The organism is Sphingomonas sp. Leaf10 (assembly GCF_001421245.1).
In the GTDB taxonomy this organism is placed as follows: Bacteria; Pseudomonadota; Alphaproteobacteria; order Sphingomonadales; family Sphingomonadaceae; genus Sphingomonas.
In genome coordinates this window covers 44,242-64,316 of the sequence record NZ_LMKE01000030.1, presented here as the reverse complement: position 1 = coordinate 64,316, position 20,075 = coordinate 44,242, and the positions used below count along the sequence as shown (strand labels likewise).

At 66.7% G+C, this 20,075-nt stretch carries 20 protein-coding genes and 1 pseudogene; 8 read left to right on the top strand and 13 right to left on the bottom strand.

The annotated features are described in order from the left end of the window. Positions 1 to 10: 10 nt before the first annotated feature. Entirely contained in the window at positions 11 to 265 is a 255-nt protein-coding gene (locus ASE59_RS15235) for a hypothetical protein (protein ID WP_056458116.1), read from the bottom strand. Positions 266 to 430: 165 nt separating this feature from the next. On the opposite strand from ASE59_RS15235, the gene ASE59_RS15230 reads away from it, so the two are divergent. Then, positions 431 to 1,450 carry a class 1 fructose-bisphosphatase gene (locus tag ASE59_RS15230; protein WP_056458113.1) on the top strand — a complete coding sequence of 340 codons (1,020 nt, stop codon included), beginning with the start codon at positions 431 to 433 and terminating at the stop codon, positions 1,448 to 1,450. A gap of 93 nt (positions 1,451 to 1,543) precedes the next feature. On the opposite strand, the gene ASE59_RS15225 is transcribed toward ASE59_RS15230, so the two are convergent. Beyond that, a complete protein-coding gene (locus ASE59_RS15225; RefSeq protein ID WP_056458110.1) occupies positions 1,544 to 2,095 on the bottom strand; it encodes a phosphoribosyltransferase in 552 nt (183 codons plus the stop codon). Positions 2,096 to 2,282: 187 nt separating this feature from the next. On the opposite strand from ASE59_RS15225, the gene ASE59_RS15220 reads away from it, so the two are divergent. After that, positions 2,283 to 3,308 carry a bile acid:sodium symporter family protein gene (locus tag ASE59_RS15220; RefSeq protein ID WP_056458107.1) on the top strand — a complete coding sequence of 342 codons (1,026 nt, stop codon included), beginning with the start codon at positions 2,283 to 2,285 and terminating at the stop codon, positions 3,306 to 3,308. Between the two features lie 86 nt (positions 3,309 to 3,394). Here ASE59_RS15220 and ASE59_RS20945 read toward each other — a convergent pair whose 3' ends face one another. The 3 genes and pseudogenes from ASE59_RS20945 to ASE59_RS15205 form a co-directional block, all read right to left on the bottom strand. Further along, positions 3,395 to 3,595 (bottom strand): formylglycine-generating enzyme family protein, encoded by a 201-nt coding sequence (locus ASE59_RS20945; protein WP_056458104.1) that lies wholly within the window; start codon positions 3,593 to 3,595, stop codon positions 3,395 to 3,397. A gap of 85 nt (positions 3,596 to 3,680) precedes the next feature. After that, positions 3,681 to 4,079, bottom strand: a pseudogene (locus ASE59_RS20940) (SUMF1/EgtB/PvdO family nonheme iron enzyme); the annotation flags it as partial. Then, positions 4,009 to 4,356: a hypothetical protein gene (locus ASE59_RS15205; RefSeq protein WP_056458098.1), complete on the bottom strand. Its 348-nt coding sequence runs from the start codon at positions 4,354 to 4,356 to the stop codon at positions 4,009 to 4,011. The pseudogene ASE59_RS20940 and the gene ASE59_RS15205, both read right to left, overlap by 71 nt. Between ASE59_RS15205 and ASE59_RS15200 the strand changes: the two genes are divergently transcribed. The 5 genes from ASE59_RS15200 to ASE59_RS15180 all read left to right on the top strand — a co-directional run bounded on the left by ASE59_RS15200 (position 4,298) and on the right by ASE59_RS15180 (position 8,259). Further along, complete coding sequence (locus tag ASE59_RS15200) at positions 4,298 to 5,320, top strand: TonB-dependent receptor domain-containing protein (protein WP_321163232.1); 1,023 nt, start codon at positions 4,298 to 4,300, stop codon at positions 5,318 to 5,320. The genes ASE59_RS15205 and ASE59_RS15200 overlap by 59 nt on opposite strands. Further along, complete coding sequence (locus ASE59_RS20750) at positions 5,304 to 5,501, top strand: TonB-dependent receptor (protein ID WP_056458092.1); 198 nt, start codon at positions 5,304 to 5,306, stop codon at positions 5,499 to 5,501. Before ASE59_RS15200 ends, ASE59_RS20750 begins: the two co-directional genes overlap by 17 nt. Before the next feature lie 328 nt (positions 5,502 to 5,829). Further along, positions 5,830 to 6,708, top strand: coding sequence for a hypothetical protein (locus ASE59_RS15190; protein ID WP_056458089.1), 879 nt, complete (start codon positions 5,830 to 5,832; stop codon positions 6,706 to 6,708). 25 nt (positions 6,709 to 6,733) lie between these two features. After that, positions 6,734 to 7,579 carry a metallophosphoesterase family protein gene (locus ASE59_RS15185; protein WP_082458497.1) on the top strand — a complete coding sequence of 282 codons (846 nt, stop codon included), beginning with the start codon at positions 6,734 to 6,736 and terminating at the stop codon, positions 7,577 to 7,579. Then, positions 7,579 to 8,259 carry a hypothetical protein gene (locus ASE59_RS15180; RefSeq protein ID WP_056458083.1) on the top strand — a complete coding sequence of 227 codons (681 nt, stop codon included), beginning with the start codon at positions 7,579 to 7,581 and terminating at the stop codon, positions 8,257 to 8,259. The genes ASE59_RS15185 and ASE59_RS15180 overlap by 1 nt, the downstream gene beginning before the upstream one ends. Positions 8,260 to 8,346: 87 nt before the next feature. Here the strand turns inward: ASE59_RS15180 and ASE59_RS15175 are convergent, their stop codons facing one another. The 7 genes from ASE59_RS15175 to ASE59_RS15145 all read right to left on the bottom strand — a co-directional run bounded on the left by ASE59_RS15175 (position 8,347) and on the right by ASE59_RS15145 (position 17,249). Next, on the bottom strand, positions 8,347 to 10,800 hold the full coding sequence (locus ASE59_RS15175; protein ID WP_056458080.1) for a glycoside hydrolase family 2 TIM barrel-domain containing protein: 2,454 nt from the start codon (positions 10,798 to 10,800) through the stop codon (positions 8,347 to 8,349). A 213-nt stretch (positions 10,801 to 11,013) separates the two neighbouring features. After that, positions 11,014 to 11,793: an intradiol ring-cleavage dioxygenase gene (locus ASE59_RS15170; RefSeq protein ID WP_056458077.1), complete on the bottom strand. Its 780-nt coding sequence runs from the start codon at positions 11,791 to 11,793 to the stop codon at positions 11,014 to 11,016. A gap of 97 nt (positions 11,794 to 11,890) precedes the next feature. Further along, complete coding sequence (locus tag ASE59_RS15165) at positions 11,891 to 13,150, bottom strand: sensor histidine kinase (protein ID WP_056458073.1); 1,260 nt, start codon at positions 13,148 to 13,150, stop codon at positions 11,891 to 11,893. Then, on the bottom strand, positions 13,147 to 13,890 hold the full coding sequence (locus ASE59_RS15160) for a response regulator (protein WP_056458069.1): 744 nt from the start codon (positions 13,888 to 13,890) through the stop codon (positions 13,147 to 13,149). Before ASE59_RS15160 ends, ASE59_RS15165 begins: the two co-directional genes overlap by 4 nt. A gap of 209 nt (positions 13,891 to 14,099) precedes the next feature. Beyond that, complete coding sequence (locus tag ASE59_RS15155; protein WP_056458065.1) at positions 14,100 to 15,386, bottom strand: MFS transporter; 1,287 nt, start codon at positions 15,384 to 15,386, stop codon at positions 14,100 to 14,102. A gap of 148 nt (positions 15,387 to 15,534) precedes the next feature. Beyond that, complete coding sequence (locus ASE59_RS15150) at positions 15,535 to 16,344, bottom strand: phosphate/phosphite/phosphonate ABC transporter substrate-binding protein (RefSeq protein WP_156360107.1); 810 nt, start codon at positions 16,342 to 16,344, stop codon at positions 15,535 to 15,537. Further along, positions 16,341 to 17,249, bottom strand: coding sequence for a fatty acid desaturase (locus ASE59_RS15145; protein WP_056458062.1), 909 nt, complete (start codon positions 17,247 to 17,249; stop codon positions 16,341 to 16,343). The genes ASE59_RS15150 and ASE59_RS15145 overlap by 4 nt, the downstream gene beginning before the upstream one ends. A gap of 504 nt (positions 17,250 to 17,753) precedes the next feature. Between ASE59_RS15145 and ASE59_RS15140 the strand changes: the two genes are divergently transcribed. Next, positions 17,754 to 19,661, top strand: a complete 1,908-nt coding sequence (locus ASE59_RS15140) for a BCCT family transporter (RefSeq protein WP_056458059.1) — start codon at positions 17,754 to 17,756, stop codon at positions 19,659 to 19,661. Here ASE59_RS15140 and ASE59_RS15135 read toward each other — a convergent pair. Then, entirely contained in the window at positions 19,656 to 20,054 is a 399-nt protein-coding gene (locus tag ASE59_RS15135) for a hypothetical protein (protein WP_235515804.1), read from the bottom strand. The genes ASE59_RS15140 and ASE59_RS15135 overlap by 6 nt on opposite strands. Positions 20,055 to 20,075 lie beyond the last annotated feature (21 nt).

Here is a 20,075-nt window from a genome sequence, read left to right as displayed (position 1 = left end):
TTCGGGTCGGTCAGACCGTCTCGGACTCGGCGATCGCGGCGTCGATCATCGCCGACCAGATCGCCGGGTCGCCGGCCGCCGACATGGCTTCGGACGGTTCGCGGATCGTCCGCAGCACCGCATCGGCCTGCGCCAGATAGGCGCGCCAGGTTTCGTCGACGCTGGTCGCCGCCGACGTCTCGCGTCCGGCACCGTTCACGCTGTGATCCAGCCCGGCCAGCGTGCGCGCAATGCGTTCGACCAGCGTCGTTACGGCTATGTCCATGATCCGCTTCCTGTTTCCCGTCGATACGCTTGTGGTTTTTACTGCGGCCCGAACGGGTTGCCGGCGCCGTCGTTCCGCATCGCCGTGCGTCGTTCCTGTCTTCCGCGCGAAACGAATGCACCGCATACAGGGGCGAGCGCCGGCAGGCCGACAAAAGGACAGCGAATGACGAATCCCCAACCGGCGGCGCACGGCGCGATCACCCTGTCACGGTTCCTGATCGAACAGCAGCGCCGCGACGCCGAAAGCTGTCCGGCGGAACTCCGCCTGCTGATCGAAACCGTCGCGCGGGCATGCAAGACGATCGGCCATGCGATTTCGAAGGGGGCGCTGGGCGACGTGCTCGGCGCGCTCGGCAGCGAGAATGTGCAGGGCGAGGTCCAGAAGAAGCTGGACGTGATCGCCAACGAACTGCTGCTCGATGCCAATGAATGGGGCGGGCATCTGGCGGGGATGGCGTCGGAGGAGATGGAGACGATCCATCGCATCCCCAATCGCTATCCGAAGGGCGAATATCTGCTGCTGTTCGATCCGATCGACGGGTCGAGCAACATCGATGTCGACCTGTCGGTCGGCACGATCTTTTCGGTGCTGCGTGCGCCCGAGGATTGCGCCGGGCGCGACGTGACCGAGGCCGATTTCCTGCAACCCGGCCGCGATCAGGTGGCGGCGGGCTACGCGATCTACGGGCCGCAGACGCTGCTGGTACTGACGGTCGGCGACGGGGTGTATGAGTTCACCCTCGACCGCGAGGTCGGTTCGTGGCGGCTGACCGACGGGCCGATGCGCATTCCCGCCGGTACTCGCGAATTCGCGATCAACATGGCGCGGCGTCGCCAATGGTCGCCGACGATCACCCGCTATATCGAGGAACGCATCGCAGGTTCGGAAGGGCCGCTCGGCATCGATTACAACATGCGCTGGACCGCATCGATGGTCGCCGACATCCACCGCATCCTGAAGCGTGGCGGCGTGTTCCTATACCCGGCCGACCATCGCGAGGCCGGCAAGGCGCGGCTGCGGCTGCTGTACGAGGCGAACCCGATGGCGATGCTGGTCGAACAGGCCGGTGGCACCGCGACCGACGGTCGCGACCGTATCCTCGACATTCCGCCGCACGGACTCCACCAGCGGGTCGGGGTGGTGATCGGCGACGTGCAGGAAGTGGCGATCGCGAGCAGTTAGAGTCTGATCCGGCGAAGCCGGATCAGGGCGGCACCTGCCCGCTCCCACGCAGTGGATCAAACTAACGCGGGGCGAGCGGTCGCCCCGCCATCGTCAGCGCAGGATGATATCCGCGCCGTGTTTGTGCGCGCGGATTTCGTCGGTGGTCAGGCCGTTGATTTCGTGCGGGAAGATCAGCCAGTCGCTGGTCTGGTGGACGAAGAAGTCGGGCTTCAGGTCGGTCACGTTGCGCGAGGGTTTGTAATAGACGGTCGCGACCTTCACCTCGTCGGGAAGGTTGTTGCGGCATCGGTCCTTCAACTCCTGCAACAGGGCGCGGATCGACCGGCCCGAATCGAACACATCGTCGATCAGCAGCAGCCGGTCCTCGGGATTGAGGACGTCGACCAGATGGCCGAGACCATAGATGCGGACCTGCGGCTCATGCTGGTCGATGCCGGTGTAGGAGGCGGTGCGGATGGCGATATGGTCGCTCTGCACCCCGCGATATTCGAGCAGTTCCTGTACCGCGATGCCGACCGGCGCCCCGCCGCGCCAGATGCCGACGATATGCGTCGGACGGAATCCGGAGTCGCAGACGAGGTTGGCGAGGCGGAACGAATCCTCGAGCAGGCGATCGGCGGACAGATAGATTTTCGGTGTCACGGCTTTTCCAACGCAGGGCCGAACGGGCGGCAGGACCGAAACCCTATAGGGAAACCTCCGCGAAGTCGTGCCCGGCGGAGCGCGCGGCTTTCGCAGAGATATCCTGCGCGACAGGTGCCATTGCCGGTTCCCACCCGGAGCTATTCGACCTACCGGACTGCGGATCCCCCGCGTGACCGGAGTGCCCATGATCCGCCGACTGCTCGCCACCATCGAGCCTTATATCCTGATGCTGTTGGCGACGGTGCTGATCGCGACGGTCCTGCCACCACGCGGTGTCGGGGTGCCGGTCTTCGACGTCGCCGCCGATACCGCGATCGTCGCGCTGTTCTTCGTCCATGGCGCGAAACTGTCGCGCAGCGCTTTGCTGGCCGGGGTACGGAACTGGCGGTTGCATCTCGCCGTCCTCGGCGTCAGCTTCGTGGTGTTCCCGCTGCTCGGCCTGCTGATTACCGGCAGCCGACTGCCGCCACCCGACCTTGCCACCGGGTTGCTGTTCCTGACACTGTTGCCCTCGACGGTGCAGTCGTCGATCGCGTTTACCGCCATCGCGCGCGGCAACGTCGCGGCGGCGGTGTGCAGCGCGTCGCTGTCCAACCTGCTCGGCATCGCCATCACGCCTGCGCTGGCCGCGCTGCTGCTGCCGGGCAGTGGCGGGGTCGACCTGTCGTTCGACAGCGTGCGCTCGATCGTGTTGCAATTGCTGGTGCCGTTCGCGGCGGGGCATTTGCTGCGCCCGTGGATCGGGGACTGGATCGCGGCGCGCAAGCGGCTGGTCACCACGCTCGATCGCGGATCGATCCTGCTGGTCGTCTATACCGCGTTCGGCGCGGCGGTGGTCGCCGGGCTGTGGTCGCAGGTCGGAGCGATCGAACTGGCCGAACTGGTCGGATGGTGCGCGGCGCTGCTGGCGGTGGTGCTGGTGCTGACCGGGCTGATCGCGCGCCTGATGCGGCTCGATCCGGCCGATGCGGCGGTGATGCGGTTCTGCGGGTCGAAGAAGAGCCTTGCGACCGGCGTGCCGATGGCGGGTGTGCTGTTTCCCGCAGCGCAGGTCGGTGTCGTGCTGTTGCCGGTGATGGTGTTCCACCAGTTGCAGCTGATCGCCTGCGCCTTTCTCGCGCGGCGGCTGGCGAACGCGGCCGAAGCGGCGGACGCCGCCGCAGCGGCTGTCCCGCCGGTCCGTCCCGCTGCGCCCGCATCGCATCCGTAAAGGGGCCGGACGACGGCAGGCGCGGTATCGCGGTACGTCAAAGGGACGGGCGGGGGTTAGCGATAGGCGATGCGGAAGCCGATGTGCTAGGTCGGGAAATCCTGTTCCTGTGCCTGAAAGGCGGCGGGGCGGAAATTCGCGCAGTAATTGGTCGCGCACAGGAAGCTGCCGCCCTTGACCAGCCCGACCGCGCCGTCGCCCGCGACCCATTCCCAGACATTGCCGACCATGTCGTACAGGCCGAAGCCGTTGGCGGGAAAACGCGCGACGGGGGGCGATGCCGGCATAGCCGTCGGCGGCGGTACCGATCAGCGGGAAGACGCCTTCCCACACATTGGCGCGGGTCTTCCCATGGTCGAACGCCCACGCCATCGCGTCGCGCGCAGTCGTCTGGTCGGCGCGGGCGGCACGTTCCCATTGTTCGACGCCGGGCAGGAAGCCGCCAGCCCATGCGGCATATGCGGCGGCGTCGGTGCGGTCGACATGGACGACCGGGTCCTGCCAATGGCCGTCGGGCGCGCTGCCCGGTCCCTGTGGATGACGCCAGTCGGCACCTTTCACGAACCGCCACCAGTGCGCCGCATCGTCGAGCGGCACCGGTTCGGCAGGGGCCACGAACACCGCCGAGCCGCCGTCGCGCTCGGCGCGGGTGCGATGGCCGGTGGCTGCGACGAAGGCGGCGAACTGGAGGTTGGTCACTTCATGGCTTCGCACCTCCGGTAGTCGGTACGGCAGCGACGGGCAGGGGGACGACGCCCTTGTCCTTCGCATAGGCGTCATAGGCGGCGACCAGTTCGGCCAGCCACGCCGGTTCGGCCGCCGCGAGGTCGCGGGTCTCGCCGGGGTCGCGGGCGACGTCGAACAATTGCCAGCGGCCGGTGCTCACCCCCTTGCGGGTATGGCGATTGGTACCGGCGGGCAGGTACACCGCCGTCCAGTCGCCCTCGCGCAGCGCGCGGCGGTAGAAGAGTTCGTAGCCGACCGATACGCTGACGCTGCGGCTGATCGGCGATTGGGGCGGGCAGCATTCGTTCACCGCCGGCAGCATCCTGCTCGGTGCGATCCGGACCTATGACAACGGCACCAATTTTGCGAACAACTATTACGACCGGGCGGCGCGGCTCGGCTACACGCCGGTTCCGGCCGATCCGAAGCTGCGCACCACCGACGTCGATGCCAACCCGCGCTATGCGATGAACCAGCATGGGCTGAACCTGACCGCCGATCTCGATCTGGGGGCGGCGACGCTGACCTCGGTCACCGCCTATCGCGCGTGGAACTGGTATCCGCACAATGACGGCGACAGCACCAGCATCGATGCCGGCGCCGAGTTCCACCAGAGCAACGAGCAGAAACAGGTCAGCCAGGAACTGCGCATCGCGTCGAACGGCGACCGGCCGGTCGATTATGTCGCGGGCCTCTATTATCCCTACCAGTCGATCCGGGCCGAGGCGGTCAACCGCTATGGCAGCCGTGCGGCCGAATGGTTCCTGCCGCCCACCACCAATGCTGCGGTCGGGGCGGCGGCGCTCAACGATTACAACGTCGTCAGCCAGTCGCGGCCGGTCACCGACAGCTATGCCGCGTTCGCACAGACGACATGGCATGTCGTGCCGGGCGTCGATCTGACCACCGGCCTTCGCTATACCTATGAGACCAAGACCGGCTACTTCGATCAGGGCGCGACCGGTCGGTCGCTGGCAGGGCTGACCGCCGCACAGCAAGTGGCGGCGCAGACGATCCGGTCGCGCTACGGCATTGCCAATCGCTATGAAGCGGAGACCAGCGAAGGGCGGCTGTCGGGACAGGCGACGCTGTCGTGGAAGGTCGCCGAACCGGTGCTGGACTATGTCACCTATGCGCGCGGCAACAAGTTCGGCGGGCTGAACCTCGCCAACATCACCACCACCGGGCAGTTCGCCGCCAATCCGGTGATCGCGCCCGAGACGCTATCGCTCGGACACCAACACCACCACGAGCCTCAGCCGCTATTCGGTGATCCCGGCCTATGACCTGCTCAACCTGCGCCTTGGATTCCGCACCGAGGACGGGCTGTTCGATATCCAGTTGTGGGGCCGCAACGTCACCGACGAAACCTATTTCCTGTCGCATGCCGCCGCCAATACCGGCGCGATCACCGGGACGCTGGGCGATCCGCGAACCTATGGCATCACGCTGCGGACGCGGCTGTAGGGCGGTTTCCGATCGATCTGTGCCTTCATGACGCAACCCCTTCGGTGGGGCCATTTTTGCGGCGTGGTTCTATATTGCCCCATTCGTACTCGTCGGTGTTCGTCGCCGTCAGCAGCGTCGCTAAGCGATCGCGGCGCGGACGGGCCGGTTGCGCCAAGGCAGGAAAGCCGAACAGCAGCGCGGGTTCGGTCAGGTCGACGTCGTCGAACCATTACATAATGCCAAACATTCCGGAAACATGCTAAGGGACTGGAAAAAGGAGAGGCGAATGGGCTTGCCAGCCGGAGCAATCCTCGTAGCGACCGTCCTGCTATCGGCTTGTCCGGCGATGGCGCAGGACCGGAGCGGCAGTCGCGATGACGAAGCCACGTTCCGCGATACCAGTTACGATCTGTCCGGTCCGGTTTCTCCGTCGAGCGCGACGTCGACGGTATCGCCGAGCAGCGTGCCGCAGGCGATGGAACGCCTCGACGATGACGGGCTGCGGGCCGACCTGTCGCTCGGGCTGCTCTATGCACAGGGCAAGTTCGGCACCGACACCAAATCGACGATATGGAACACCGCGATCGGCGGCCGGCTTCGTGCGGGTGACCTGACCGTTTCGGCGTCGCTGCCATGGATGCGTATCCAGAGCCGGTCGACGATCTTTACCGGTATCGATGCGACGCCGGTGCTGGTCGCGCCCGACACATCGGCGACGCGACGGACGGCCGAAGGGTTCGGCGACCTCACGCTCGGCGCGTCCTATACCTTTGCGTCGTCGGACTCGCCCGTCGAGATCGAGCTGTCGGGTCGGGCCAAGATCAACACCGCCACGCAGGGCAGCGGCCTGTCGAGCGGCGAGAACGATTATGCGGTCGGCGTGGACTGGTCGGTGCCGGTGGGGCGGGTCACGCCGTTCGTGTCCTTTACCTATCGTTTCCTGGGCGACACCCCGACTTATACGCTGCGCAACGGATCGGCGGTATCGGGCGGCGCTTCCTATGCGATCAGCGACGAGACGTTCATCCTGGCATCCTATCACTATGCCCGGTCGGCGACGACGCTGATCGATGATGCCCATGAACTGTTCGCAGGGGCATCGACGCGGATCGTCCGATCGCTGCGGCTGACCGGGTTCGCAACTGCCGGCCTGTCGCGCGGGGCGGCGGACCTGTCGGCCGGGCTGGCCGTTTCCATGGGGTTCTTCAATCGCGACCGTAGATGAGCGGTGCACGCGACGGGGTTGTGACATGATCCAGGGTCGTCGACTTACTGCCAGGACCGTGCAGCGGGTGTACGCCATCGGCGACGTGCACGGCCGCTTCGACCTGTTCGCCCGCCTCCTGCACCTGATCGAGCGTGATCAGGCGCGACGGCTGCCCGTATCGACGATGATCGTGCTGCTCGGCAACATCATCGACCATGGGCCGGATGCCGCACGCATGGTTCGGGGATGCCGGACGCTTTCGCAGGCATGTGATCGCTTCGTCGTGTTGAAGGGCAATCACGAAGACATGATGGTCGAGGGGCTGCGCGGCAACCCGGCGGTATATGCGCATTGGCTACGATCGGGCGGTACCGAAACGTTGCTCAGCTGGGGCGTCGATCCGGTGGTTGCCGATGCGCCCGCCACTGCGGAGAATATGCGGATCGCCGCCGCCGCCGTCGGACAGGCCACGATCGACTGGCTGGCGGGCCTGCCCCTCTATTGCGAATATGACGGGTATCTGTTCGCGCATGCCGGTATCCGGCCGGGGGTCTCGCTGCGCAAGCAGGATCCCGAAGACCTGTTGTGGATCGCCGACGAATTTCTGGAATCCGACGCCCATCATGGTGTGACGATCGTCCACGGCCATACGACCAGCGAGAAGGGGCCGGTCGTTCGGCCGAACCGGATCGGTATCGATACCGGCGCGTACCGGACCGGCCAGTTGACGGCATTGGGGATCGAGGACGGCCGGACGTGGACGCTGCACACCGACACCGACGTCGCGCCACCCACGGCACGCGACGATGCGATCTACAAGGCCTATTACGAAAAGGGTGTCGCACAGGCGCTGGGTCGCCAGCAACTCCATGTCAGCGGGGAGTCGTGATGGCTGCGATCGATGCGTTCGGTGATGCGACACTCGATGCCGATCTGGCTTCGATCCTCGGGCTGGGTGCCGATCGGGACGTGCCGACCGGAAGGCCCCGGTCGCCGTTCGACCTGTCGCGATACAGGGCGCACGCTCCCTTGTTGCTGGTGACCGTACCCGTGCTGGCGATCGTCCTGGCGATCGTCGGGACGCTCCAGTTCCTGCGACCCGGGGGTTCGAGCGACCGAGTGGATTCGCGCCCTGCGCCTGTGGTAGCGAACCGACCGGCCGTGTCCGGACCATCGTTCAAGTTCGTTGCCGCGCCAGCCATGGAGGACGACACGCCGGTCATCGCGACGAGGAGCGACATCGTTGCCCCGCCCGTCGCTACCGCTGAAAGGCAACCGATGACGAAGGCGGTTTCCGCGGTCGGGGCGGCGTCCCGGAAGGCTGACCTGCCGGCCGGTACGGCGATCCCGCCGTTGGCGGACTATACCGTTTCGCAGGACGCAGTCGAAACACCATCGCCAGCACCACCATCGGTCGCGAACGCCGGGCAAGCCGGTTCGCCGAATAGCGCCGCGATCGTCGAAAATGCAGCGTTGCCGTCGGCGGAGCGGTCCAGCGAAGAGGCGAGGCTGGAGCGGTCGCGTCGCGACAATGTATCGGCAATTCGGTCGCTGCGACGGCAGTTTTAAGGCTTCGGCGGCTTCTCTCCGTTTAGCAAACCGCGTCGGGAACCGATTTCGGTAAAGTGGCCCTGCCCGGGGCATCGGGGAAGAACCCTATCCGGTGCGACCGTCCCCCGCCCCGCCACGGTCGCGGCTCATGTCCACATTCCTCCGCGATCGGAGCCGGATCGTTCCGGGCGACAGGCCGTCGGCACTGACGCGCACGGCGAAACGACCGTCGCCGGCCCCCCGGGCCAGGGCGACGGCGCGTCCATCGCGCGTCTGCCGATCCGGCGAGGCAAAGGGCCGATGGTCGGTCACCGATCCGTTGTCGGTGGCGATGAGTTCGCCCGCCCCGTCCACCGCGAAGTGCAGCAGATGTTCCGTGTCGGGCACGGTCACGCCCCTGGCATCGACAACCGTTGCCCGGACATAGGTCATGCTGTCGAAATCGGACCCGACGGTCGCCGTATCGGCGGACAGTAGGATAGCGGCCGGACGACCGGCGGTGCGCAAACGATCCGAAATTCCGGCGGCGCCGGGGTCGCGACATATGGCGCGCACTTCGCCCGGAGCATAGGTGACGGCCCAGCGACGCGGCGACGCATCGGCGTTGATCGGCAGGCTGCCCAGCGAACGACCGTTCAGGAACGCCTCCACCCGTTGGCAATTGCTGTAGACCTCGATCGTTTCCGGGTGGGGTGCGGCGTTCGCCGGGGTCCAGTCGTCGAAAAGCGCGACCGGCGGCTGCGGCGTGGCGACGGCGATCATGGTCGGCAGCACGGGCTGGTTCGGCCCGCCAGCGCCATCGGTCGCCGGCCCCGCGGCGTCGGGGATGGCGTTGCGCACGACGTGGATGACCGGCGTCTCCGACCACCAGCTTGAGCGTTCCAGCCCGCGGATATGCGGCGCGCCGGTCCGATCGAGCAGCCCGGTATGCCGGCTGATGAAGGGCCAACCCGCCCGGTTCGCTTCGCCCAGATAGTCGATGCCGGTCCACAGGAACATGCCCGCATAGGCCGGATTGTCGCGGACCGGCAGCCAGTTGGTGCGGTTGTGGCCGTTTTCGGTGCCGAGGATGCGGCGGCGTGGATCCTGGCGATGCGCGGCCGCCAGTTCGTTCTCGCGATAATTCTGGCCGACGACGTCCAGCATGTCGGCGAAGCCGTTGGCATAGTCGCCGGTCACGTTCGGGCGGAACAGCCCCATCGTCACCGGGCGGGTCGGGTCGTTGGCATGGGCGATGTCGAGCAGCGAGCGCAGCGCCGCCTTCGCCTGTACCGGGTAGGCGGTGTCGTGGATCTCGTTACCCGCGCTCCAGATGACGATGCTGGGATGATTGCGGTCGCGCCGGATCATGTCGGCGGCGTCGCGCTTGTGCCAATCGCTGAAGAACAGGTGATAGTCTTCGGGCGTCTTGGCGACGTTCCATTGATCGAACCATTCGTCCATGACCAGCAGGCCGAGTTCGTCGGTCAGGTCCAGCAATTCCGGGCTTGGCACATTATGCGCCGTGCGGATCGCGTTGACGCCGAGCGACTTCAGCGCGGTCAGCCGCTGTCGCCACACGGCGATCGGCACCGCCGCGCCGACCGCACCGCCATCGTGATGCAGCGCGACGCCCTTCAGCTTGATGTTCCGTCCGTTCAGCCAGAAGCCGGTGTCGGCGCGGAACTCGGCCTGGCGAACACCGAACGGGACGTTTTCGGTGTCGAGTACGCGGTCATTGCCATCGAGAACGCGGATCGTGGCGCGGTACATTGCCGGATCGTTCACGTCCCAGCGGCGCGGCGACCTGATCCGCAGCGCGTTGCCGACCATCTGCGTGCGACCGGCGGGCAGCGACGTCGCGGGCGACCGCATTCGCCCGGCTTCGCGCCCGGCGGGATCGGTAACGATCACTTCGATCACGGCGTCGCGCGATACGCCGCCTGCATTGTGAAGTTCCGTCGAAACCGACAACGTCGCCGTATCCGCGTCGACAAACGATGCGCGGACAAACGCGCCGCCTTGCGGTATATGAACGTCGTCGGTTTCGATCAGGCGGACATGACGGTAAATGCCCGACCCGTTATACCAGCGTGACGATGGCGCGGCCGCGGTATCCGCTCGCACGGCGATGACGTTGTGGCCGTCCGGTCGGAGATGGCGCGTAATGTCATAGCGGAGCGACACATAGCCCATCGGTCGATAGCCGACATGATGGCCGTTCACCCAGACACCGCTACGCTCCATGATGCCGTCGAACTCGACGAAGTAGCGACGGTTGGGGACGGGCGTGATGTTCAGGTCGCGCCGATACCAGGCAATGCCGGTCGGAAAGAAGCCGTTCTCGCCGCCCGCCTTCGCATCCGCCGCCACAGGTCCGGCAATCGCCCAGTCGTGCGGAACCGATACCGTGCGCCAGCCCTCGACGCTGGCGTCGACCCGTTCGGCACCTTCCGGATCACCTTGTACGAAATGCCAGTTCGTGTTCAGCGGTGTCGTGATGCGATCGGTTGCCCCCGCCAAAGGGGGGAATGCCAAACCAGCGATCAGCATCGCCAAGCGACTGATCGAACGATCCATCTACCTCTCCTGCAGCTGCCCCCCGCTTTGCCGGGAAGGTTGTCTCATTTTGTGAGACAGTCCTTCACATATAGACCAAAAATACCTTAGATGCCAACGCTGGCAATGGGTGATCCGTTGTTGCGTCGGCTTATTGGCTGGGCACGCAACGAACCGGAGGAAAGAGCGGCCGGTTTGGAAAGCCCGATGCGAGGCGTGGACGCCCGCACATGGTCAGCGTGCCAACCCGATGATCGCCGTGCCGACATAGCCTTCCGCAACCGATCCGGTCAGTGTCGGTGTCTGTTGCGCGATCTGCGCGGCGGTATTGTCGCCGAAGACATTGTCGTTGGCGGTCGACACGCGCGAATAATTTGCGACGCTGCTGCTGTAGAGTGCCGAGCCGCTGTAGATCGCGCTGCATGCCGCCGTTGGCATCGCGAGCTGCGAGGTGACCAGCGCGCCGCGCAGCCAGCTTTCCCCCGGCACGTCGTACAGCGAGTACCGGCCCTGCGCATCGCAATGCCATAGATAGACCAGATAGCCGGCGAGGGGTGCGCAGGCGGCGTTCACGTTGACCACGGTTAGCGTCAGCTTCAGCGCCACGCCCGATGCCGTCGTGGTCGATCCATTCAGAAAGCTTGACCGGATATCGCTGCGTACCACGCCGCTGCTGGTCAGCACGTTCGAGGTCGATCCGTTCGATGTGTTGGTGCCATCGGCCGGATAGGGGCCGGCGGTCTCGGTCGGATCGACAAGGCAGGCACCGGTCGCAGGGGTCGTGGTGGCGGTCGCGGTCGGCGTCGGGGTGGGGCTTGGCGTGGGCGTCGGAGTAGCGGCCGCCGTAACGGTGCCGTTGGCGCTCGAATCGCTGCCGCATCCGGTCAGCAGTGCCGCCGTACCGACCCCGGCGAAGAGGCGCAGCGCGCGGCGGCGATCGGTCATCGCGGCGATTACCTTCAGGTCGTGGGCGAGGCCGAGGTCGTGGTCTTCGATTGCGTCGTGCTGCGGCATGGGGCGTCTCCTGGTTCGTGCCCATGCTCTGCCCCCCCGACCGCTCCGCGATATTTCACCGGGTCACGATGATGTTACAACATGTTGCGGGTCCGCATCAGACGAGCGGCAGCATGACTTCGACCCGCCCGCCATGTTCGCCATGGCGCAGGGTAACGCGACCGCCATGCGCCTCGGTCAGTGACCGGACGATCGCCAGGCCAAGCCCGGTGCCGCCGGTCGCACGATTGCGCGACGGATCGCCGCGCACGAACGGTTCGAACAGCCGGTCGCCCAGCGCCGGATCGAATCCCGGCCCCTGATCATCGATGCGGACCGTCACCGCATCCTCGGCGACCTGCCAGTCGACATGTGCCGCATGGCCGTAGCGCACTGCATTGTCGACCAGATTGGCGAACAGTCGCCGCAGGCCCGCCGGATCGCCGCGTACCAGCACCCGCGGGCCATCATCGATGGTCACCGGCACAGCAGCGCTGGCCAGGTCGTCGACGAGCGCCTCGAGGACGCTCCCCAGATCGACGGTGATGTGGCCGGCATGGCGATCGTCGCGGGCGAAGCGCAGCACGTCGCCCAGCATCGCGCGCATTTCCTCGATATCGGCGACCGCACGTAGCCGGGCGGTGTCGGGAAGCTGTTCGATCCAATAGGCGATGCGCGACAACGGCGTACCCAGATCATGCGCTATCGCGGCCAGCATGGCGGTGCGGTTGTCGGCATGGCCGGCAAGCCGCTCGTGCATTGCAGTGAGTTCCGCGCTCAACAGCTGGACTTCGCGCGGGCCGTCGACCGGTGGCGGAGCGATGCCGGGCCGTGCCGCTCGCGCGCCCTGCGCCAGATCGCGCAGCGGCCGGGCGATCGCGCGGATGATCCACCATGCGATCATCGCCATGACCAGCATCGCCGCCGCCATCCCGCCGAGGGTCACCGACAGCCAGTGACGGAACAGCCGGTCGGGTGCGCTGCGCACGACGTGCCAGCGTTTGCCGTCATGCCAACCCAGGGTGAAGCTGCCCCGCAACGCTTCGCTGCCCCCCAGCTTCGGTTCGGCATAATAGCCTCGCACCTCGCCGCCCCCGATCATCCGCCGCAATTGAGCGTCGCGATCGGGATCGGGTCGTTCGCCGTCGCGAGCGATCGGTGCGCTGCCGGTCGCTACGATCAGATCGGCCTGCGCCGCGTTCGGTAATGGCATGCCGCGCAGGGCGGCGACGGCATCGCGCAGCGAGACGGGCGCGGGGCGGGGCGGCGGTCCGGCGAAGGTGATGGCGAAGGTCACCGCCGTCGCCGCAACGATGGCGGCGATGACCAGCAGGAAGATCGGCACCGCAATTGAGGCCGCCGCGCGCTTACCCGTCATCCGCGGGTGACTTCGGCGGTGAAGAGATAGCCTTCGTTGCGGATGGTACGGATCAATTCCTCGCTACCCTCGCGCGCGAGCCTGCGGCGCAACCGGCTCATCTGCACATCGATGGCGCGGTCGAAATGCTCCGCATTCACGCCGCGTGACAGGTCGAGCAACTGATCGCGGCTCAATACCAGCCGGGGATGTTCGATCAACGCCAGCAACAGGCGGAACTCGCCATCGGACAGGTTGATCGCGACATCGTCGGGATCGAACAGTTGCCGCCCGGTTGCATCGAGCCGCCATCCGGCGAAGCGATGATAGTGACGTGCCGGACCAGCGGCGCCGGACGTTTCGCCCCCCGCCGTGCGGCGCAGGACCGACCGCACCCGCGCCAGCAACTCGCGTGGGTTGGCAGGCTTCGCGATATAGTCGTCCGCGCCCAGTTCCAGCCCGACGATCCGGTCGATATCGGTACCGATCACCGACTGGATGATGACCGACGGTCCCTTCGAACGGTTCATCGACCGCAGGATCGACAGTCCATCCTCGCCCGGCATCATCACATCGAGGACGATGAGGTCGTAGGTCCGTACCGCCATCGCCGCACGCATGGCCGCGCCATCGGCGGCGGTATCGACCTGATAGCCATGACCGTGCAGGAACGCCGCGGTCAGCTCGCGGATACCGGGATCGTCATCGACGATCAGCAGGTGTGTAGTCTGATGCACCTTGTCCGTCACGGCTTGCAGCATGTCCTTCCTCAACCGGTAGGCGGTAACCGGGAGATTTCCAAACGGACACACAGTGCGACAAACGACGAAAACGTCGCTGGCTTTTGGCTTTGGCGGACGGGCTGTGTCTTGGTCGGGAACGTATTTGGAGCGGGATGACATGGTTTTGACCCGTCGTGACGGAGCAGTCATTTGCGCTCGCCGCTGTGCGGTTGCGCCTGGCCGATCGCCTATCCCGTTGCGCGTGGATCGTGCGCGGGTTTGCGGAGCGTCCACAGCACCGGGAAGACCGCCACCGCCACCACCGCGATCATGGCGCCGGGGGTGGTGGGTCGGGCGGTGTATTCGAGAAGCAGATGTGAAACCAGCGGGGTGAGGCCGCCGAAGATCGCGGTCGCCATCGTCGCCCCCAGCGCAAGGCCGCTGAGACGTCCTTCGCCCGGGAGCTGCTCCGCCGTCGCGACCGCGCCGACCGCGCTGACCGTCCCGCCCAGCGCCGCCAGCACCAGCGCGCCGGCCAGTGCGGCCGCACCGGCGCCCGCCATCCACGCGAACATCGTCATCGGCAGCACCGCCGCGCCGACGCACGCGACCAGCAACACCGGCTTGCGCCCGACATGGTCGGACAACAGCCCCACCGCCGGGGTCACCGCGATCACCATCACGGCGGCGGCGGTCGACATCCACAGCGCCGCCCCCTCCGCCATCGCGCCGGTGGTGGTGAGGAAGGTCGGGACATAGACGATCCCGACATAATAGGTGATCGACCCCAGGGCCGAGATGGCGAAGCCGCGCGCGATCGCGGCACGGTGATGGGTCACGGCATGGCGCAGCGGGTTCGCCGGCACGGATCCGCTGGCGCGCTGCCGTTCGAACTCCGGCGATTCCTGTAGCGTCGAGCGCGCGATCCCGACCATCGCCGCCAGTACCGCGCCGAGGAAGAAGGGAATGCGCCATCCCCACGCCTCCAGCGCGGCGGTCGGCAGCAGGCTGACGGTCGTCGCCGAAATGCCGACGGCGAGCAGCCCGCCGACTTCGCTGGCCGCAGAGGCGGAGGAGGTGACGAGACCGCGCCGCTCGGGCCGCGCGCCTTCGTAGAGATAGGCGACGACGCCGGTATATTCGCCGCCGACCGAGAAGGCCATGACACAGCGCAGCGCCAGCAACAGCCATCCCGCCGCCGGACCGATCGCGTCGCGGGTCGGCAACAGCGCGATGCCGAGCATCGCCACGGTCATCAGCGCCATCGACGCCAGCATCATCCGCCGCCGGCCGTGCCGGTCGCCCAGTTGCCCGAACACGATCGCGCCCAGCGGTCGCATCAGATAGGATACGGCGAACCCGCCGAGCGTCACGACCAGCGACGCCGTGCCGCCGCCATAAAAGACCCGCGACAGGATGGTCGCAAGGTAGAGGTACAGGGTGAAGTCGTACCATTCGACCACGGTCGAAAAGGCGGCGATCGTCATCGAGGTCCGCGACACCGGGTGCGTGCTGCCAGCCGGTTCGTCGCGCATGTCGCCTCCTGTCATGCCGCCACGACCATGCGCGGCGGATACCCGGCGCCTCTATAGCGGGACGCGCCGGTCATCGACAGGGGGCTATGGTTCTCAACGATAGCGTCGCTGGTATTTTTCCCTAGGCCGGGTGGCATGTCCCCGCCGGTCAGCGAAGCTCGGGATAGCAAGATGCGCGCGCCTGTTCGGCGAGGGTGCGCAGCGGGGTGTAATCGGCGAAGATGGCGTCGTGTATGCCGGCGAGCAACAGCGCCGCGCGCGCCGATGAGAGGGCCGGATCGGCGACCGCCTGCCCGAGCGCCGCGCGCAGCGCCGCCACGACCGCAGGCGGGGTGCCGGCGGCGGTGACGAAGGGCAGGGTCGGCGAGGGTGCCGTCGTGGTGACGATGCGCAAGGCGGCGGCGAGGTCCGGTTCGTATCGTTGCCATGTGGCGAAGGTGACCGCGTCGATCGCCGCGATATCGGCGCTGCCGTCCCGCACTGCCGCCGCGCTGGCATGATGCGCGCCGGTTTCGACCACCGCGGTGAAGAAGCGCCCGTCGCGCGCGTGCGGCACGACCAGCGCGCGCAGAAGGTTGTAGCCGGTATTCGAGTTCCGGCCGTTGACGGCAGCGATCCGGCCGCGAAAGGCAGCGATGCCGTCCCCGGCATCGTCCGCCCGCACCACCACGACGCTGCGATGCTCGCCGCTGCCACCGTCCGCGACGTCGTATATGGGGGCGGCGACGACCTGTAGCGTCAGGTCGGGCATTGTGACGAGCGGGTAGCCGCACGCCTGCGCGAACAGCAGATGCGGGTCGCGCCAGATATCCTCCACGCTCCGACTGCGGTCCAGCGTTTCCGGGGCATCGATCCCGCTGTCGCGCAACGCCGCCGCGATGGCGCGCCACAACGCATCGTTGGCGGCATGCTGCCCCGGATGATCGTACATGCCGAGCGAGGCGACCATGCGCGTCATCCGGCCCCGGCTCCGGCCCCGACGCCGGGATGCACCATCACATGATGGCGACGGAAGGCGAACCGGCGCGCGATCTCGCCATAGCTGCGATAGCTCGGCTCGCCCGCGCTCGCATGGCGCGCCGCGCGACGGCGCTGAAAGGCCGGCAGCCGATACCATGAGAGGGCGGGGCGTTCATGATGCGCCGCGTGCAGATGGTTGTTGAGGAACAACACGCCCCAGATGCTGCCGCGCTGCACCGTGACCGCACGGCCCGGCGAACGGGCGTCGGCATGATGTTCGGCGAACGAGCGCAGCAGGGTGAGCGCGGTGCCCGGATAGACGAAGCACAGCAGATACCGGCCAAGCCCCAACCCGCTATATGCGAGCCAGCCGAGGACGAGCGCACAGCCCGCCAGATGCGGCAGCCAGTCCCGCGCGACCGCGATCGGGTGACGCCGCAGTCGACGCAGTTCGGCGGCGGCGAACGATGCGACCGCGATCCACGGTCCGAGCAGCAGCCGAAGGAGGAGCGTTCCCTGCAACCGCGCCGCGATCCCGGCGGTGCCGGCATCGCTTTCGAGGTAGCGCGATTCCGGATCGGCGGTCGGATGGGTGATCCATGCGCTGCGATGATGGGCGAGGTGACTGCGCCGGTAGATGGCGTAGGGTAGCCACAGCGCGAGCGGCCAGAATCCGATCGCGTCGTCGATCGCGCGGCGGCCGGTCGGGTGGCGATGGATCACCTCATGCTGCAACGATCCATGCCATGCGATCAGCCACCCGCCGGCCAGCGCCAGCAACGGAGCGGGAATGGCGCGATGCAACCACGTCAGCGCGAGCCAGCCGGCATAGACCGTCACCGCGACCGCCAGCGTCGGCCATTCCAAGCGGCGTGCTTGCCGTCGTTGCCGCGTGCTGCTCATGCCGGTCGCACCGTGCGGGCATGTCGCGCCACCCCGGCCGTTGCCGGCGTGAAGGCTGAAACCCTATCTTGGTGCATGCGCGACATGTCCGATCTCCTGACGGTGCCTATTGTCCATCAATCCAGTGGGAATTGAATTAAGACAATTCTTGTGGGCAGCCAAGCTTCGGTTTGCGGGTCCGGGGGTGGAGCCGGGCGGTATCCGGGTCGAGGACATTGACGCGGCGCTGGCGGAGCATTTCGCGCGGGAAAGCATAGCCCCCCTCCCTGACAAGGGAGGGGTTGGGGGTGGGTCGGCCAGTTGTCGAACGGCACCTTCCCTCGCTGGCCAACCCACCCCCGGCCCCTCCCTTGTCAGGGAGGGGAAGGATTACTTGACGATCACCTTGCCCTAGCACCTAGGGGCGAAGCCGCCATCGATCTTCCCGTCACGCGCGAGCACTCCGTGCAGGCCCGCGATTGTCCCAAGTTAGGGCATTCGGCCGATATGCGGTACGCGGGGCGGATGTCAGCCAGTCATATCAATCCGCGCGTATTCTGGGGTGCGTCCGCCGTCATCGCCGCGTTGCTCGTCGCCACGCTGGCGATGCCGGGCAGTGCCGATCACGCGTTCAAGGCGGCGCAGGCATGGGCGATCGATACCTTCGGCTGGTTCTATATCGCGTCGGTGGCCGTGTTCCTGGTGGTCGTCCTGTCGCTCGGCTTCGGCCCGGCGGGCCGGCTGAAACTCGGCCCCGACGATGCCGAGCCGGATTTCCCCTATGTCTCGTGGCTGGCGATGCTCTTTGCCGCGGGGATGGGCATCGGGCTGATGTATTTTGCAGTCGCCGAGCCGATCCAGCATTACATCTCACCGCCCGAAGCGGAGAGCGGCACCATCACCGCCGCGCGTGAGGCGATGGCGATCACCTTTCATCATTACGGGGTCCATGCCTGGGCGATCTATGCGCTGGTAGGGTTGAGCCTCGGCTATTTCACCTATCGCAAGGATCTGCCGCTGACGATGCGATCCGGGCTTTCGCCGTTGCTCGGCAAGCGGATCGACGGGCCGATCGGCGATGCGATCGACATTTTCGCGGTGTGCGGCACGGTGTTCGGCGTCGCCACTTCGCTCGGGTTCGGGGTGTCGCAGATGACCGCCGGGCTGACCTATGAATATGGCGTACCCGACGGCACCGTCACCAGGATCGCAGTGATCGTGCTGGTGATGGGCGCGGCGACGCTGTCGGTGCTGAGCGGGGCCGATCGCGGTATCCGCCGCCTGTCCGAACTGAACCTCGCCATGGCGATATTGCTGATGCTGTTCGTGCTGGTGCTGGGGCCGACGCTGTTCCTGCTGCGCGCGCTGGTGCAGAATTTCGGGCTGTATCTCGATCATTTCGTGATGCGGACCTTTACGCTCTACGCCTACGAACCGCGGGCGTGGATGGCGGACTGGACGCTGTTCTATTGGGCATGGTGGATCGCGTGGTCGCCGTTCGTGGGCATGTTCATCGCCCGCATCTCGCGCGGGCGGACGATCCGGGAGTTCGTCATCGGCGTGTTGTTCGTGCCGACGGCGTTCACCTTCTTGTGGATGACTGTATTCGGCAACACCGCCATCTCGCTCGACCTCGGCACGGCGGCGGGCGGGATCGCGCGCGCGGTGCAGGCGGATCTGTCGACCGCGCTGTTCAAGTTCCTCGAATATCTGCCGTTCGCGAGCGTCACCTCGACCCTTGCCATCGCGCTGGTCGCGGTGTTCTTCGTCACCTCCGCCGATTCCGGGGCGCTGGTCATCGATACGCTTGCATCGGGGGGCGCGGAGGATACGCCGCGCTGGCAGCGCATCTATTGGTGCGTCCTGCTGGGCGTGACGGCGACGCTGCTGCTGATCGCCGGCGGGCTGGGCGCGTTGCAGGCGGCGACGCTGCTGGCCGCGCTGCCGTTCTGTTTCATCATGCTGTTGCTGGCGGTGGGGTTGGTGCGTCAGACGAACGCCGATCTGGCGGGGGTGGCGCTGCCCGACGAGGCACCGGTGAGCGAACGGTTGAAGCGGCTGCTGGTCCCGGCGCGGCGGGGCGAGATCGTGCGCCAGATGACCGGGAATGGCGAGGCGGCGCTCCGTTCGGTCCACGATGCGTTGCAGAACGAAGGGTGGGCGGACAGCCGGATCGACGCGGACGGGGATCGCTGCGCCCTGATCCTCGGCAGCGACACCGGGCGTTCCTTCACCTATCGCCTGATGCCGCGGTCGCGCCCGCTTGCCGCCTATACCGCGCTGGAAGCATCGGAAGGACGGCGCAGCACCGCATGGTTCCTGGCGGCGCAGACGAACGACGAGGCGCGGGTCCGCGACCTGACCGGCTTTACCGTCGACCAGATCGCGGCGGACATACTGACGCAGCTGGAGCGGTGGCGGCTGGGGTCATGATGGCGTGACGGCGGCGTGCAGCAGGCGATTGGTTTCGAACTTGTCGTCGAATGCCTGGGTGGCGGCGGCAAGCTGTCCGACGATCTGGAAGGTGCCGGGTGCGGTTTCGAGGGGGTGGGTTTCGAACAGGATGGTGTTCGCCCACACTATCTTCGCACCGGCGGCGGTGGCGCTCTCGATCCCCGCCGCCGTGTCGGGAAACACCCATTGCAGCGCGTCGGCGGGGTCGGGCGTGGCCACCGGCGTCACGACATCGACGCCGGCATGGCGCAACGCGAACGCGATGTCGGCACCGCCATCCGAATAGCCGCCGGGCTTCGCATCCTTGCGCAGTCCGTCGATCACGGGTGGCGGAAGTGCCTGATACAGAAGGGCAACCGGTGGTGTTTTCATCATGGTCTCCTGCATGGTCCG

Bases quoted from the DNA above. Each gene is read 5' to 3' on its own strand.
- ASE59_RS15235 (WP_056458116.1), bottom strand. From the start codon at position 265: ATGGACATAGCCGTAACGACGCTGGTCGAACGCATTGCGCGCACGCTG.
- ASE59_RS15230 (WP_056458113.1), top strand. From the start codon at position 431: ATGACGAATCCCCAACCGGCGGCGCACGGCGCGATCACCCTGTCACGG.
- ASE59_RS15220 (WP_056458107.1), top strand. From the start codon at position 2,283: ATGATCCGCCGACTGCTCGCCACCATCGAGCCTTATATCCTGATGCTG.
- ASE59_RS20945 (WP_056458104.1), bottom strand. From the start codon at position 3,595: ATGCCGGCATCGCCCCCCGTCGCGCGTTTTCCCGCCAACGGCTTCGGC.
- ASE59_RS15205 (WP_056458098.1), bottom strand. From the start codon at position 4,356: ATGCTGCCGGCGGTGAACGAATGCTGCCCGCCCCAATCGCCGATCAGC.
- ASE59_RS15190 (WP_056458089.1), top strand. From the start codon at position 5,830: ATGGCGCAGGACCGGAGCGGCAGTCGCGATGACGAAGCCACGTTCCGC.
- ASE59_RS15185 (WP_082458497.1), top strand. From the start codon at position 6,734: ATGATCCAGGGTCGTCGACTTACTGCCAGGACCGTGCAGCGGGTGTAC.
- ASE59_RS15180 (WP_056458083.1), top strand. From the start codon at position 7,579: ATGGCTGCGATCGATGCGTTCGGTGATGCGACACTCGATGCCGATCTG.
- ASE59_RS15175 (WP_056458080.1), bottom strand. From the start codon at position 10,800: ATGGATCGTTCGATCAGTCGCTTGGCGATGCTGATCGCTGGTTTGGCA.
- ASE59_RS15170 (WP_056458077.1), bottom strand. From the start codon at position 11,793: ATGCCGCAGCACGACGCAATCGAAGACCACGACCTCGGCCTCGCCCAC.
- ASE59_RS15165 (WP_056458073.1), bottom strand. From the start codon at position 13,150: ATGACGGGTAAGCGCGCGGCGGCCTCAATTGCGGTGCCGATCTTCCTG.
- ASE59_RS15160 (WP_056458069.1), bottom strand. From the start codon at position 13,890: ATGCTGCAAGCCGTGACGGACAAGGTGCATCAGACTACACACCTGCTG.
- ASE59_RS15155 (WP_056458065.1), bottom strand. From the start codon at position 15,386: ATGCGCGACGAACCGGCTGGCAGCACGCACCCGGTGTCGCGGACCTCG.
- ASE59_RS15150 (WP_156360107.1), bottom strand. From the start codon at position 16,344: ATGACGCGCATGGTCGCCTCGCTCGGCATGTACGATCATCCGGGGCAG.
- ASE59_RS15145 (WP_056458062.1), bottom strand. From the start codon at position 17,249: ATGAGCAGCACGCGGCAACGACGGCAAGCACGCCGCTTGGAATGGCCG.
- ASE59_RS15140 (WP_056458059.1), top strand. From the start codon at position 17,754: ATGTCAGCCAGTCATATCAATCCGCGCGTATTCTGGGGTGCGTCCGCC.
- ASE59_RS15135 (WP_235515804.1), bottom strand. From the start codon at position 20,054: ATGAAAACACCACCGGTTGCCCTTCTGTATCAGGCACTTCCGCCACCC.